The sequence below is a fragment of the Kribbella sp. NPDC002412 genome (genome assembly GCF_053592935.1).
Map to the genome: position 1 here is coordinate 32,101 of NZ_JBSFBL010000044.1, position 13,742 is coordinate 45,842.

Below are 13,742 nucleotides of genomic sequence, written 5' to 3' on the forward strand. Positions count from 1 at the left end.
ACGTCGTACGCAGGCTCGCCGAGCCCACGGTCCGGCTCGCGCCGGCGCTCGTGCGCCGTGGTGCCCGGGGACGTGGTGCCGTCGGGGGTTGGCGAGCCGGAGTCCAAGGTCCGCGTCGGGTTGGTTTCCGTGGGCGGCGGGCTTGGGTGGGTGTTGTTGGTCGGCTGGGTGGTGGAGGTGTGGGCGGTGGTGGGCGGGGGCTGGTCCGGTGGTGGGGTGTTCGGGGGGGCTGGGGTGTTGTTCGTCGGGACCGGGGCGTGGGTGGTTGGCCGCGTGGTTTGCGGGTTCGTGGCCTCGCCCGGTGTGGCGTTCATAGCGGCAGTGTGCGCCTGGGTGGGGCCTGGCGTCTCGGGAATGGGGTCCTGGGGGAGGCGGGGGGATTTCCCGGCGGTGGGGGAACTCGGCCTCAGGTGGTGGGTGGGGTGGGCGGCGGACGGTTGTGGCCTGAGAGAGGGGAACAACATGTACAAGCTGGGTTTGGCCGTACTCGGCCTGGTGTCCGTGGGGGATCTGCTGCTGCCGGTGCTGACCGACGGGGAGCACCCGCCGATGGTGATTGCGATCGGTGTGGCGGTGGTCGGATTGGTGAGTCTGGTGCTGGTCGGGTTCGCGTGGCAGGGCAAGCGGTGGGCACTCGCACCGTTGATCACGCTCCGGCTCGCGTCGGCGCTGCTCGCCGTACCGGCGTTCTTCGAGTCCGGCGTCCCCGCGGGGGCGGTCGCCGCTGCGGGAGTCGGCGTGGCAGCGACTGTCTTCGGCACCGTCGCCGTACTGCTGCCGTCGCGTGAGTTGGCGGGTGTGCGATGAGCCAGACGATGACGAGTACGGCGCGCGTCGACGTGCGGACGGTGTCGCGGTGGTTCGCGGCGATCCTGCTGCCGGTCGGGCCGGCCGCGATCGCGCTGCTGCGGTACTTCCTGCCGTACGACACCGTCGACGACATGTCGACGATCACCAATAAGATTGTCGACAATCTCGACCGGAGCTCGCTGGTGTTGTGGCTCGGGTTCATCGGGATCCTGACGCTGGTCCCGGGTGCGTACTTCGTCGGGCGGTTGACCCGGCGTCGTGCGCCCTGGCTGACCGCGATCGCGTTGCTGCTCGTCGTACCCGGGTATCTGGCGCTGCCGTGGACGGCGTCCAGCGACATCTTCGTCTGGGCCGCGGGTACGGCGGGACTCGACCCGGCCGCGATCACCCGTGCAGCCGAGGTCACGCACGGGTCGATGGATCTTGCCGGCTTCGTGTTCGTCGCGGGGCACGTGATCGGCACCATCCTGCTCGGCATCGCGATGTGGAGGTCGCAGCTGGTGCCGCGGTGGGCGGCGGTCGCGACCGCGATCTCGCAGCCGATCCACGCGATCGCCGCGATCGTGCTGGTCAGCCACACGCTCGACCTGTTCGGCTGGGGTCTGCAGGCGGCCGGGTTCGCCGCGGCGGGGTGGGCGATCCTCCGGATGCGCGACGAGGACTGGATGCCCTGACCTACCTGCCCTAACGGGCAAACGGAGTCGGTCCCGGACACGTACGGCGTTACGCTCGATCGCACTGAAGGGGGAGTGGGATGACGGAGACGGACGAGTCCGGGATCGACATGTCGTCGCGGGGGAGCTTCAAGATCGCGGACGTGGAGACGCAGGACGCCGAGAAGCTGGCGATGGTGCTCGACCTGATGGCGCAGCGGTCCGCCGTACAGACCCTGCGGGCGTGGGCGCTGGACCAGCTGGCGCCGGTCGCGGGGGAGACGGCCGTCGATGTCGGCTCGGGGACTGGCGAGGACGTCGTCGCCCTCGCCAGGTTGGTCGGCCCGCAAGGCCACGCGATCGGCGTCGAGCCCAGCCCGGGACTCCGAGCCGAGGCTCACCAGCGAGCAGCAAAGGCCATCGCCAACGCAACAGCCGTCGCCAACGCAACAGCCGTCGCCAACGCATCAGCCGTCGCCAAGGCGGACGACGGTGACGCGGAGGCCGGTGGTGGGGCGGACGCCGGTGGCGACGCAGAGCTGCTTCTGGTGGCGCCTGTCGACGGTGTGGAGTTCGTCGACGGTGACGTGCGGGCGTTGCCGTTTGCGGGGGAGTCGGTCGACGTCATCCGGTGTGAGCGGGTCCTGCAGCATGTGGCGGACGCGGCGGGAGCGGTGCGGGAGATGGCTCGGGTACTGCGGCCCGGTGGCCGGATCGTGTTGATCGACACGGACTGGGCGACCGCGATCGTGCATCCCGCGGATCCCGTCGTACTGCAGAAGATGGTCGACTACTTCCTGGCCGACTCGGCGAACCCGTACTCCGGCCGCCGGCTCCGCGGCCAGCTCGCCGCCGCCGGCCTGGAGATCACCGGCGAGACCGCAGCCACCTGGATCGAGGCCCAGCAAGGCGCCCGCCAGGGCTTCGCCTCGATGATGCACCTCACCGCCCTCCAGGCCGGCGTAATCACCCCGGCCGAGGCGGAGACCTTCGCCAAGGACCTCGCCGACGCCGCCGACCGCGGCGCGTTCCACCTGTCCCTGACGATGTACGGCGTCAGCGCGCGCAAGCCCGCCTAAGGAACCTGAGGGTGGGACCTAAGGCCCCGCCGCCCTGATCTATGGGCGCACGCCCGATGTGGCCGTCCGGCCTGGTGATCGACCGTGAAGACACGGAGAAATCACCACGAGGAGGAGCCATGATCCACCGGACGTCCGTCATCGCCGGAATCCTGATCGTCGTCTGCCTCAGCCCACTGGCTGCGGCGACAGCATCAGCCCGGCCCCCGCAGGAGCGTCAAACGCCCGGCGTTGTAGTACCCCGTGACCCGCCGGCGGCGTACCAACACAACTATCCGAAGGAGCCGGACACTGTCATCGCGAGCGCCACGACCGATGACGACGGCGTCGCAGCGTTGCTGGCCAGCTGCACTGCGGTAGCCGGCGCAAGCCTGGCACTGGGCGGCATCCACCTGTACAAGCGGTCACGGCCCGGCCGTTAGACGCCGTGCTGTTTGAGGAAGGTGACAGTGCGCGCCATCGAGGTCGGCCAGGCTGGTCCGAAGGCATGTTCTTCGCCGGGGTAGCTGTACATGGTCGCGGTCTTGCCGGCCGCTTTGAGGGCGGCGAGCGCCTCGTGGGACCAGGCGATCGGACAGGTCGAGTCGGACTCGCCATGGTGGATCAGCACCGGCTCGGTGACCCGGTCGAAGAAGTTCACCGCCGACACGTTGCGCCAGAACGTGGGGTTGCGGGCGGGTTCGCCGTACGTGCGCAGGATGGTGGAGGCGATCGGGCGGTCGTTGCGCTGCCAGCGGTTGAAGTTGTCCGCAGCGTCGGCGCTGACCGGTGCGAAGACCACTGCGGCCTTGATCAGTCCGGGCTGCGCGACCAATGCGTTGTACGTGACTCCGCCGCCCATCGACCGGCCGAGCATGCCGATCCGGTTCGGGTCGACGGACGGCGACGTGCGCAGTGCGAGTACGGCGTTGATCGCGTCCTCGGTGTAGCCGAGGCGCAGGTTCAGATCGGAGCGCGGGTCGTCGGTGGACTGCGCGTGTCCGCGGTAGTCGGTGTGCAGTACGACGTACCCGCGCCGCGCAAGGTAGTCCTGCTCACGCATCAGGCCGCGGCCGTTGGTGTAGATCGCCGGGTCGATGTAGCCGTGGTTCAGGACCAGTGCGGGGTGCCTGCCGGGGGTGCGCGGGACGTTCATGATGCCGGAGATCGTCAGCGAGCCGCTGGAGTACGTCACGTAGTACCGGGTGTAGGCGGAGTTGCGGGCCAGCACCCGGCCGAGGCGGAGGTTCCGGCCGTCGTACTTCTTCGCCATCATCGCCTGCAGCGACACCGGGTGCGGCGGCTCCGCAGTTGGTTTCACCGAAGGAGTCGGAGTGGCCGAGGGAACAGCCGGCGGAGCGGACGACGTGGTGGGGGTCGAGGAGGTGGCGCTCGGAGTGGACGCAGGGGGTGCCGCGTCGTCCTCGGAGGTACAGGCGATCGCAGCCGTCATCACAAGCGCGACGACTCCCGTCCACGTCATCCGCCGGTTCATACCGTCAAGTCTGCCGCCCGTTCTGCCGAACCCGCCGAAAGTCCAGACAACGATTGACGGCGCGGCCACTGCACGACCAGTACGGCGGCCAGCACCAGCGACCCGCCGAGCCACTGGGTCACCGTGAGCGTCTCCCCGAACACAGCCGCCGCGGCAACCACCGTCACCACCGGCTCCAGGATGGACAGGATCGACGCCACCGACGGACCGACCCGCGCCATGCCGGCGAAGAACAGCAGGATCGCGCCGACTGTGCTCACCACCGCCAGTGCAACCAGCCACAGCCACCCCACCGGAGCAAACCCCAGGTCAGTCCCGCCACGCAGGAAGCCGGCCACCAGGAACGTGCCGAACGCCCCGGTGCACACCAGCGCACTCAACGCGAGTGGGGGCACGTCCGCAGTCACCCGGTCGCCGACCAGGATGTAGCCGGTGTAGGTGAACGCAGCCCCCAGCGCCAGCAGCGCGCCTAGCCAGTCGAACCGCCCGGTCGACGCGCCACTGAGCACGAGCACAATCCCAGTCAGCGCGATTCCCAGCGCCCACACCCGCCGCCGCGACGCCCGCTCGCGCCTCAGCGCGATCGCACCGGCCATGACCAGCACCGGGTACACGTACAGGATCAGCGCGACCAGTGAGGCGTCGATCCGGGCCAGTGCGGAGAAGTACAACCCTGCCTGCGCCGCATAGCCGAACACGCCCATGCCCAGCCCGGCTAGCACGGCCCTGCGAGGCAGTCGGCGTAGTGCGCCGCGTGCGAGCGCTATAGCGATCAGCAGCCCACCAGCCAGCCCGAAGCGGACCAGCAGCAGCGCATCCACCGACACACCCGCGTCGTAGGCGAGCTTGCCGAACACAGCCATCGCCCCGAAGCCGGCGGCGGAAAGTAAGCAGAAGAGGCGTCCCACGGCATCGATGGTCCCGGCTCAGGACTGTTCAGGTCTATCGCGGCTTCATGTACAGGATCGTGTAGCTATGCTGAACAGATGCTGGACCTGCACCGCCTTCGACTGCTCCGCGAGGTCCACGGTCGCGGCACCGTGCACGGCGCCGCCCGTGCGCTCGGCTACACGCCCAGTGCGATCTCCCAGCAGCTGTCGGTGCTGGAGAGAGAAGCCGGTACGCCGCTGCTCGAGAGAATCGGCCGCAACGTCCGGCTGACGCCGGCCGGCCAGGTGTTGGTGCGGCATGCCGCCGTACTGCTCGAAGGGGTGGAGGCGGCCGAAGCCGAGCTCGCCACGGTCGCGGCCGGGCGTGCTGCCGGCGTGGTGCGGGTCGCTGCCTTCCAGTCGGCGTTCCTGCGCATCGTGGCTCCGGCGGTACGGGCGTTGGCCGCGAGCCATCCCGACATCCGCATCGAGGCCGCAGAGATCGAGGTGGAGCAGGCCGTGCCGGCGCTGCGGCTGCAGCAGTTGGACGTGGTTGTCGGTGACGAGTACGACGGACAGCCACGGCCAGTGCACGCGGACCTGCATCGCGAGCGCCTGCTGCGCGAACGCATCCACGTCGCGTTGCCCACCGACCACCCCGAGGCCGGTGCCGATCGCGTGCAGCTCGGGCGACTGACCGACGTACCGTGGGCTGCCTGCCACCCGGGCACCGGTCAGCACGAGATGCAGGTGCGGGTGTGCCGAGAGCTCGGTGGGTTCGAGCCTGACGTGCGCTATCACTCCGACGACTTCCTGATCCTGCTGGAGCTGGTCCGCACCACCGGGGCAGCTGCGCTGTTGCCTGACTTGGTTCTGGGGTACGGCGCTCCCGGAGTCGCGCTCTGCCTGCCTGCCGAAGGCGTGGTCGGGCGCGAGGTCTTCCTACTCACCCGCCGCAGCCGCACACCGGTCGTCGCCGCGGTCGCAACCGCCCTCCGGGAGGCTGCAGCCGGGCATTGACGGCACCGCGCCGGTACGACGGTTCGTCGTACCGGCGCGTGCCGTACCTACATGGCCAGTAGGCGATGGAAGAAGGCGCGGTACTTCTGTAGCGCGGCGCGCAGGTCCTCGGTCGACGGCTCACCGTCGGACCACTGCTTCTCCAGGCCGTTGTGCTGCTCCTCGAAGCTCATCGACAGGCGCTTGAGCACTTCGTCGACCAGTTGGTCGGCCTCGCTCACCGACCTGTGCGGATCGTCGACGAACCCCTGCTGGATGACCTCCCACCGGGTCCTGAAGTCGACCACCCGGTCCTCGGCCAGCAACGGCTGGGTGCCGTCGGGCGCCGTCCACTCCGCGCCACGGTCGCCCGTCGTGCTCACGCCGCCCTCACGGGCGTCCGGCCTACGCAGCTCGTCCTCACGGGCACCCGGCGTACGCAGGTCGTCTTCGCGCTGCTCGGGCGTGATCGCGTCGTCGCGCAGGTCCGTCGGACGGTCATCCCGTGCACTCATGCTTGCTCCTTCACGTCTGCTGAGGGCGTGCTGTCGGCCAGCAGTGCGTCGACCAGGTAGCGATAGGCGGTGACGGCCTGGCGCAGTTCCTCGGTGTCGGTCTCGCCCTTGGCCTGGGCCACGGCGACCCGGTGCGCGTCGCGGTAGTGCGCGGCGACCTCGGGGTGGTCCACCGAGATGTCGTTGACCCGTTGGTCGAACTCGTCGACCGGGTAGCCGGCCTCACGCATCATCCGCAGTACCAGCTGGTCGGCGTCGGCGACGGCAGCCGCGGGCTGGTCGACGAAGCTCAGCTGCACCTGGGCCCACTCGGCGCGGTAGTGCTCGGCCGAGTCATGGCTCAGCGGAGTGATGTCGAGCTTCGACACCCGGCGCTCGCGCTCGCGCAGCTCGCGTTCGGTGCTGCGCCGGTCGCCCGACTCCTCGAGCGTGCGCTCGTACTCCGGGCCGAACCGCTGCTGCAGCTCACCCGAGCGTTTGCGCTGGTACATGAACAGCAGAGCGGCCGCCGCGAGCACCACGACGGCGACGATGACGACTGTCAGGACGGTATCCATCAGACCTCCAGTCCGAATTCACTGTGCAGACCTGGCGATCCGGAAATCGATCGCGAGGACCCTAGGCAGGCGGTCCCCAGCGCCGCCTCACATCCCCGAGGCACAGCCGGTACCCAGACAGGGCGCGGACAAGCGTCCAGCCGGCGCACCGTGACTGCGGTGCGCCGGCTGGACGGGTGCGGGTTTCAGGACTTCGGGGCCAGCTTGTGGACGACGATGCCGGACTTGAAGGTGGTGGTGCCGAGCAGCTCCAGGTGCGTGATGTCGAGGTCGGCGCCCTCGAACAGCTTCTCCCCGGTCGCGACGACCGGAAAGATCCAGAAGTGGTACTCGTCGACGAGCTTGTGCTCCAGCAGCGTCTGCGAGAACGACCCGGTGCCGTACTTGATCAGGTCGCCGCCGTCCTCCGCCTTGAGCCGCTTGACCGCCTCGGCCGCGTCGTCACCCTCCAGCGGGCGGGCGTTCCAGGTGAACTCGGTGAGGGTGCGGGTGGCGACGTACTTCGGCATCGCGTTGAAGTTGTCGGTGAACGGGTCGCCGCTGCGCTGCGACCAGGCCTCCGCGAAGCCCTCGTAGGTGACCCGGCCGAGCACCTGGGCCTCGACGCCTTCCATCAGGGCCTGCGAGTAGGCGGCGTGCTCGTCGTCCCAGTAGGGCGGCGACCAGTTCTGCGGGTTCTCGATGACGCCGTTGGTGGTCATGAAGGTGGTCTCGATCAGCTTGCGCATGGTTCTTCCTGCTTTCTTCGCTGTGGTCTTTCAGTGGTTTCAGTGGTGGTAGGGACGCTTGGTGCGCGCGTCCCGGAGCGCTTGGGCCCACCAGACGAGCTGGTCGAGCATGAGCTTGGCCTGGGCCTCGTAGCCGGCCGACACTCGCGGCCAGCCGCCGTCGGCGGTGAACTGCTCCCAGTAGCAGGGCAGTGCGACCGTTTGGCGGATGGCGACGGCCTGGAGCTCGGTGAAGACCTGCCGCAACTGCGCTGTCGCGTACAGGCCGCCGGTCTCCCGGCCGTAGCTGACGATCGCGACCGGCTTGGCGTGCCACTCCTCGTAGTACCAGTCCAGTGCGGTCTTCAGCGGTGCCGGGAAGCTGCTGTTGTACTCCGGTGTCACCACGGCGAACGCGTCTGCCGTGGCGAGCCGCGGAGCCAGTACGGCGACCTCGGCGGGCGTCTCGTCGTCGGTGTCGGGCAGTGTGGGCGGCAGGTCCGCGGTGGCCAGGTCGATCAGATCCACCTCGAACTGCTTGCCGGCCTGCTGGGCGAGCCAGTGGGCGACGGTCGGTCCGAATCGCCCGTTGCGGGTGCTGCCGATGATCACTGCCAGTCGCATTTGCTGCCTCCTTCCTGATGTCCCTGACTCTGCCGGAACCCGTTTACGGTTTCTTTCCGGTCGGCCGCGGTGGCGCCGTAAGGCCGGTACAGCGGTTAGGGTGCGGCCATGCGTTTCGGGGTGCTGGGGCCGGTCACTGCCTGGACGGACGCGGGGGAGCCCGTGACGATCCAGGGCCTGAAGGTCCGTGCCCTGCTGGCCGACCTGCTCGTCCACGAGGGCCGCCCGGTCCCGGCCGACCGCCTCATTGACGACCTCTGGGGCGCGCAGCTGCCCGGCAACCCGGCGGGCACGCTGTCGGCCAAGGTGTCGCAGCTCCGCCGCGCCTTCGAGGACGCCGAGCCCGGCAGCCGCGCACTGGTGAAGTCCGGCCCGGCCGGCTACTCACTGACCGTCGACAGCTCGTCGTACGACGCTCTGACCTTTGCAGACCGTGTCGGCGCGGGACAGCTCGGCGAGGCGCTCGCGTTGTGGCGTGGACCGGCGTACGCCGACTTCGCGGACGAGGCGTTCGTGGAGACGGCTGTCGCCCGGCTGGACGAGCAGCGGCTCAGTGCGGTCGAGACCTGGGCCGATGCGCCGTTGGATGAGCTGGCTGCGCTTGTTGCTGAGCACCCGCTGCGTGAGCGGCTGCGTGCGAGTCATATGCGTGCGCTCTACCGGAGTGGTCGGCAGAGTGAGGCGCTGGACAGCTACGAGGAGCTGCGGCGGCTGCTAGCGGACGAGCTGGGGCTGGATCCCAGTCCAGAGCTGGTTGCGCTCCATCAGTCGATCCTCACGCAGGAGCTTCCCAGCCGGCGGTCCAACCTGCCTGCGCAGTTGACCGAGTTGATCGGTCGGTCCGAGGCGTTGGCTGACGTCAGCTCGTGTCTGGCCGGGGCGCGCCTGGTCACGCTGACCGGCCCAGGGGGAGTGGGCAAGACACGGCTGGCTCTGGGCACGGCCGCAGAAGTGGCTGACCGGTTCTCCGACGGTGTCGTCTTCGTTGAGCTGGCGGCGGTGACTCCTGCTGCTCTGTCGGTGAGTAGCTCGCTGACGGACGCCGTGCAGGCTGCCCTGGACGTGCGGGACATCGCCGGACCGTTTGAGACCGTGGTGGAGCGGCTGGCGGCTGTGATGGGCTCTCGGCTGCTAGTGCTCGACAACTGCGAGCAGGTGGTGTCGGAGGTCGCTGACCTGACGGACCGCTTACTCGCAGCGGCTCCGGGCTTGCGGGTATTGGCGACGAGCCGCGAGCCGCTGGGGCTGGCCGGCGAGGTCGTGTGGAGTGTGCCGACGCTGGACGTGCCGTCGCGGGATGACGGGCTCGAGGTGCTGAGCGAGCGCAGTGCAGTGCAGCTGTTCGTTGCCCGGGCATCGGCTGCATCTCGTGACTTCGTTCTGTCCGATGAGAACGCTGCTGACGTGTCCGTGCTCTGCAGACGGCTGGACGGCATTCCGCTCGCGCTGGAGCTTGCTGCGACGCGCGTACGCGCTCTCGGTGTGCGTGGACTGGTTGCGCGGCTGGACGATCGCTTCCGACTGCTGGCGACCGGACACCGTGGGGCTGCTCCGCGTCAGCAGACGCTGCTCGCGATGATCGACTGGAGCTGGGAGCTGCTCAGCCCGGACGAGCAGGCTGTGTTGCGGCGGCTCGCCGTACATGCGGATGGGTGCACGGCGGAGGCTGCGTCGGTGGTGTGCGGCTTCGACGTACTGGACGTGCTGATCCGGCTGGTGGATCGGTCGCTCGTCGTACCGGTGCAGGGAGTGGAGGGGCCGCGGTACCGGCTGCTGGAGTCTGTGGCGGCGTACTGCTTGGAGAAGCTGCGTGCGGCGGACGAGTTGGAGTCCGTGCAGCAGCGGCATCTGGAGTACTACACGTCCTTTGCCGAGGAGGCGCGGCCGCACCTGTACGGCGGTGCGCAGGGGAGGTGGTTGCAGCTGCTGGACGAGGACGCGGCCAACCTGCGGTCTGCGTTGGACCGTGCTGTTGCCACCGACCAGGTCGAGTTGGCTGAGCGGTTGGTGGATGCACTGGCCTGGTACTGGTACCTGCGTGGGCGCATCGCCGAGGCGTTGCGGTCGCTGGAGGCTGTGCCGGGCTCTGCTCGCGCCGGAGCTTGGCGAGTCGGGTTCATGTACGTGCAGGGCGACAGTGCTGCTGCCGCGGAGCGGGACCGTTGGCTTGATGGGGCAGATGCTCGCGCGCAGTGGTGGATCGCCTTTGCAGGCAGCGATGTCGGCGACCTGGTCACCTGTCAGGCGCTGCTGGAGGTCGCGTTGAAGACCTTCGAGGCGGAGGGCGATCAGTGGGGTATCGCAGCTGTGCTGGCGGCGCGTGCCAAGCATGCTCACGTCCGGTCGGACGCCACCGCGCTGCATGCTGATGCAGCCGAGAGTGCGCGCATCTTCCGGACGCTGGGGGACCGGTGGGGTGTGCTGCAGGCGACCAGTTGGCTCAGTGCGCATGCGGAGTTTGTCGGCGACTTCGACAAGGCAGCGCAGTTGCAGCGGGAAGGTGCGCAGCTGGCCGAGGAGCTTGGGCTCTGGCCGGAGCTCGCCGGGTCGTTGGGCATGCTGGGCTGGACCGAGATCAGGCAGGGCGACTACGAGGCCGCTCGTTCGCACGGCGAGCGTGCGCTGCGCCTGGCGACCGAGCAGGACCAGCGGTCGACGCAGGCCCTTGCGGAGATCGTGTTGGCCTATGCGGCCCGCCGTAGCGGCGCACTGGACGAGGCAGAGTCGCGTCTGCGTGCGCTGGTGGATGCTGCGCGCCGGCAGAAGGACCCCGTCCTCTACTTGTCGATGGTGTTGACGGAGCTCGCGTACGTCGTGGAGCTACGTGGCGAGCCTTTGGCGGCCCTTGAGCTGCACCTCGAGGCCTTCCGCATCTCTGAGGAGTACGAGTCCGTGCGCGGCATGTGCTGGTCGCTGGAGGGCATTGCAGCTTGCCTGCCGGACAAGCGTGTTGCCGCACAGCTGCTGGGCGCGGCGGACGCCACCCGCGCTGCTGAGGGCTTTCTGGTCACCCCGGCCGAGTCGGGAGACCACGACCGGGCGGAGTCGGCTGCTCGTGCTGTGCTGGGAGACGGGGACTACGAGCTCGCCCACGCCGCAGGGACCACCCTGTCCCCGGAACAAGCCTTCCGCCTGCTCTGATCTCTTGCAGATATTCTGTGCTTGAGATTATCTGTGCGCCGAAGTAGTTTGGTGGTCACACAGACGGTGAAAGGTGAACCATGGACTACGGCCACGAGCTGGTCTTCGGCACGTTCCTGACCCCGGCGGTCGACACCCCGGCCCGGGTGGTCGCACTCGCACAACTGACCGAGCAGGTCGGGCTCGACCTGGTCACCTTTCAGGACCACCCGTACCAGCCACGCCTGATGGACGCTTGGACCCTGCTGTCCGTCGTCGCGGCCCAGACCCAGCGGGTCAAGGTCGCCACAAACGTCGCCAACCTCCCGCTGCGCCACCCGGTCGTCCTCGCCCGCAGCGTCGCCACCTTGGACCTGATCAGCGGTGGTCGAGTCGAGCTCGGTCTCGGTGCCGGTGGCTTCCTGGACGCGGTCGCTGCGAACGCCGGTCCGCGGCTGACGGCTGGGCAGAGCATCGCCGCGCTGGAAGAGGCCATTGCGATCATGCGCGAGGTGTGGACACCGGAGGGCGGTGGCATCCGCCTTCCTGGCAAGCACTACACCGTCGCCGGCGCCAAGCGTGGTCCGCAGCCCGCACACGACGTCGAGATCTGGCTCGGTGCCTACAAGCCGCGCATGCTCGCGGTCACTGGGCGGCTTGCCGACGGCTGGCTGCCGAGCAGCGCGTACGCCGGCCCGGACCAGCTGGCCGCGATGAACAAGATCATCGACGAGGCCGCTGTGGAGGCAGGGCGGGATCCTGCGTCGGTACGGCGGCTCTACAACCTGTCGGGACGGTTCGACGGGCGTGGTGGCGGGTTCTTGCAGGGTCCAGAGGAGCTGTGGATCGACCAGCTCGCCGAACTGACGCTGGGCGAGGGCATGAGCACCTACATCCTGGGCTCAGACAATCCCGATGACATCCGGCGCTTTGCCGAGGTCGCCAGTGGTGTCCGCGAGGCTGTGTCCGCTGCTCGCTCCGGTGCGGTTGTTGAGCGTGCTCCGGTTGTCGAAGGTGGCTTCGGCGTTGTGCCGACTCCACCGCCTGCTGTACGGCGAAGCGCCGTACAGGTGCTGGATGAGTCGGAGCGGCCGACTGGGCCGGCGTTGGACCCGGGGCGGACGTATACGCCGTACCAACTGCAGTCTGGTCAGCATCTGATCGACGTACACGACCATCTGCGTGCAGAGCTCGAGCAGGTGCGGGACTTGGTGGAGCAGGTGGCCGCCGGCTCGATCGGTGTCGGGCAGGCGCGGTCGCACATCAACACGATGACCATGCGGCAGAACAACTGGACGCTGGGGACGTACTGCGAGTCGTACTGCCGGCTGGTGACCACTCACCACTCGCTGGAGGACGCGTCGTTGTTCCCGCACCTGCGGCGGGCCGATCCGGCGCTGGCGCCCGTCGTGGACCGGCTGGAAGAGGAGCACCGGATCATCCACGACGTACTGGAAGGTGTCGACAAGGCACTGGTTGCGCTGGTTGACGGATCAGGCAGCATCGACGGTCTGCGGGCGGCCGTGGACCTACTGGACGACACGCTGCTCTCGCATCTGTCCTACGAGGAGCGGGAGCTGGTGGAACCGCTGGCGCGGCTCGGGGTTATTTAGCCTCTCCCAGGAGTGAGGCCAGGATGTCGAGCAGGCGGAGGGTCGGGACCTCGCCGAGCAGCCGCGCGGCCGACGTCGGCGGCTCGGCGATCAGGCGGACCTGCAGCAGCTTGAAGTCGCGGACGTTGGCCGGGTTGACCAGGTCGTTGTGCACCGCGGTCAGGAACTCGGCGCCGGCCGACGCCGAGCCGTAGGTCATCCGGATGAAGCTGTCGGTGACCGGGTAGAGGAACGGCCGCTTCAGGTGCAGCAACTTCGACTTCTTCGCGTGGCCGAAGCCGCGGTGGCCGGTGAACTTCTCGTCCAGCGCCATCGCCGCCTCGAACAGCTCGCTGCCCGGCGTCGCGTCCTCCAGCCGCGCCTCGACCGGGATCGCGGCAAGCTCCTTCTCCGCCTCCACCTCGAGCAGCCACGGGATGTCCATCGCGCGCAGGTCGGCGCCGACCACCATCGTCCGGGCCAGGTCCTCCAGCGTGATCCGGTTCGGGTCGGACCCTCCGACGCACGTCATCCCCGGCAGACCGTCGTAGTACTGCAGCACGGCGCCGTTCGTCTCGGCGTACAGCCGTAACTGCGCAATCGCCTCGTCGACGACGATCTTCCGAGTACCGATGTTCATGAGCCACACCCTCACACTCTTGGTGGCAGACCCGCCAGGAGGCAGACCATCATCCGAACGTTTCCCTGACCACGTTCCCGCAGATCGTAGGCGACACCCCGCT

Annotated in this window: 14 protein-coding genes and 1 pseudogene; 7 read left to right on the forward strand and 8 right to left on the reverse strand. The window is 68.7% G+C overall.

Translation table 11 applies throughout. The features are described 5' to 3' along the window. Nucleotides 1-314 (reverse strand): annotated as a pseudogene (locus tag ACWCOV_RS29940) (hypothetical protein); the annotation flags it as partial. Nucleotides 315-462: 148 nt separating this feature from the next. Between ACWCOV_RS29940 and ACWCOV_RS29945 the strand changes: the two are divergent. From ACWCOV_RS29945 to ACWCOV_RS29960, 4 genes are all read left to right on the forward strand, one after another. Next, nucleotides 463-807 carry a hypothetical protein gene (locus tag ACWCOV_RS29945; RefSeq protein ID WP_449832669.1) on the forward strand — a complete coding sequence of 115 codons (345 nt, stop codon included), beginning with the start codon at nucleotides 463-465 and terminating at the stop codon, nucleotides 805-807. Next, nucleotides 804-1,484, forward strand: a complete 681-nt coding sequence (locus tag ACWCOV_RS29950; RefSeq protein WP_449832670.1) for a hypothetical protein — start codon at nucleotides 804-806, stop codon at nucleotides 1,482-1,484. Before ACWCOV_RS29945 ends, ACWCOV_RS29950 begins: the two co-directional genes overlap by 4 nt. A gap of 80 nt (nucleotides 1,485-1,564) precedes the next feature. Then, nucleotides 1,565-2,542: a methyltransferase domain-containing protein gene (locus tag ACWCOV_RS29955; protein WP_449832671.1), complete on the forward strand. Its 978-nt coding sequence runs from the start codon at nucleotides 1,565-1,567 to the stop codon at nucleotides 2,540-2,542. Between the two features lie 119 nt (nucleotides 2,543-2,661). Then, entirely contained in the window at nucleotides 2,662-2,964 is a 303-nt protein-coding gene (locus ACWCOV_RS29960) for a hypothetical protein (protein WP_449832672.1), read from the forward strand. Here the strand turns inward: ACWCOV_RS29960 and ACWCOV_RS29965 are convergent. Next, nucleotides 2,961-3,842, reverse strand: a complete 882-nt coding sequence (locus tag ACWCOV_RS29965; protein WP_449832673.1) for an alpha/beta hydrolase family protein — start codon at nucleotides 3,840-3,842, stop codon at nucleotides 2,961-2,963. The two genes, ACWCOV_RS29960 and ACWCOV_RS29965, sit on opposite strands and share 4 nt — an antisense overlap. Nucleotides 3,843-4,012: 170 nt before the next feature. Further along, nucleotides 4,013-4,924: a DMT family transporter gene (locus ACWCOV_RS29970; RefSeq protein ID WP_449832674.1), complete on the reverse strand. Its 912-nt coding sequence runs from the start codon at nucleotides 4,922-4,924 to the stop codon at nucleotides 4,013-4,015. A 78-nt stretch (nucleotides 4,925-5,002) separates the two neighbouring features. Here ACWCOV_RS29970 and ACWCOV_RS29975 point away from each other — a divergent pair, with 78 nt between their 5' ends. Continuing rightward, a complete protein-coding gene (locus tag ACWCOV_RS29975) occupies nucleotides 5,003-5,905 on the forward strand; it encodes a LysR family transcriptional regulator (protein ID WP_449832675.1) in 903 nt (300 codons plus the stop codon). 47 nt (nucleotides 5,906-5,952) lie between these two features. On the opposite strand, the gene ACWCOV_RS29980 is transcribed toward ACWCOV_RS29975, so the two are convergent. The 4 genes from ACWCOV_RS29980 to ACWCOV_RS29995 form a co-directional block, all read right to left on the reverse strand. Next, nucleotides 5,953-6,399: a hypothetical protein gene (locus ACWCOV_RS29980; RefSeq protein ID WP_449832676.1), complete on the reverse strand. Its 447-nt coding sequence runs from the start codon at nucleotides 6,397-6,399 to the stop codon at nucleotides 5,953-5,955. After that, entirely contained in the window at nucleotides 6,396-6,956 is a 561-nt protein-coding gene (locus ACWCOV_RS29985) for a hypothetical protein (RefSeq protein ID WP_449832677.1), read from the reverse strand. The genes ACWCOV_RS29980 and ACWCOV_RS29985 overlap by 4 nt, the downstream gene beginning before the upstream one ends. 185 nt (nucleotides 6,957-7,141) lie before the next feature. Continuing rightward, entirely contained in the window at nucleotides 7,142-7,684 is a 543-nt protein-coding gene (locus ACWCOV_RS29990) for a dihydrofolate reductase family protein (protein WP_449832678.1), read from the reverse strand. 39 nt (nucleotides 7,685-7,723) lie between these two features. Continuing rightward, nucleotides 7,724-8,287: an NADPH-dependent FMN reductase gene (locus ACWCOV_RS29995; protein ID WP_449832679.1), complete on the reverse strand. Its 564-nt coding sequence runs from the start codon at nucleotides 8,285-8,287 to the stop codon at nucleotides 7,724-7,726. Nucleotides 8,288-8,395: 108 nt separating this feature from the next. On the opposite strand from ACWCOV_RS29995, the gene ACWCOV_RS30000 reads away from it, so the two are divergent. Together ACWCOV_RS30000 and ACWCOV_RS30005 are read left to right on the forward strand one after the other, a co-directional pair. Further along, complete coding sequence (locus ACWCOV_RS30000) at nucleotides 8,396-11,428, forward strand: BTAD domain-containing putative transcriptional regulator (protein WP_449832680.1); 3,033 nt, start codon at nucleotides 8,396-8,398, stop codon at nucleotides 11,426-11,428. Between the two features lie 80 nt (nucleotides 11,429-11,508). After that, a complete protein-coding gene (locus ACWCOV_RS30005) occupies nucleotides 11,509-13,020 on the forward strand; it encodes an LLM class flavin-dependent oxidoreductase (RefSeq protein WP_449832681.1) in 1,512 nt (503 codons plus the stop codon). Here ACWCOV_RS30005 and ACWCOV_RS30010 read toward each other — a convergent pair. Further along, nucleotides 13,013-13,639 (reverse strand): DUF6308 family protein, encoded by a 627-nt coding sequence (locus ACWCOV_RS30010; protein ID WP_449832682.1) that lies wholly within the window; start codon nucleotides 13,637-13,639, stop codon nucleotides 13,013-13,015. The two genes, ACWCOV_RS30005 and ACWCOV_RS30010, sit on opposite strands and share 8 nt — an antisense overlap. Nucleotides 13,640-13,742 lie beyond the last annotated feature (103 nt).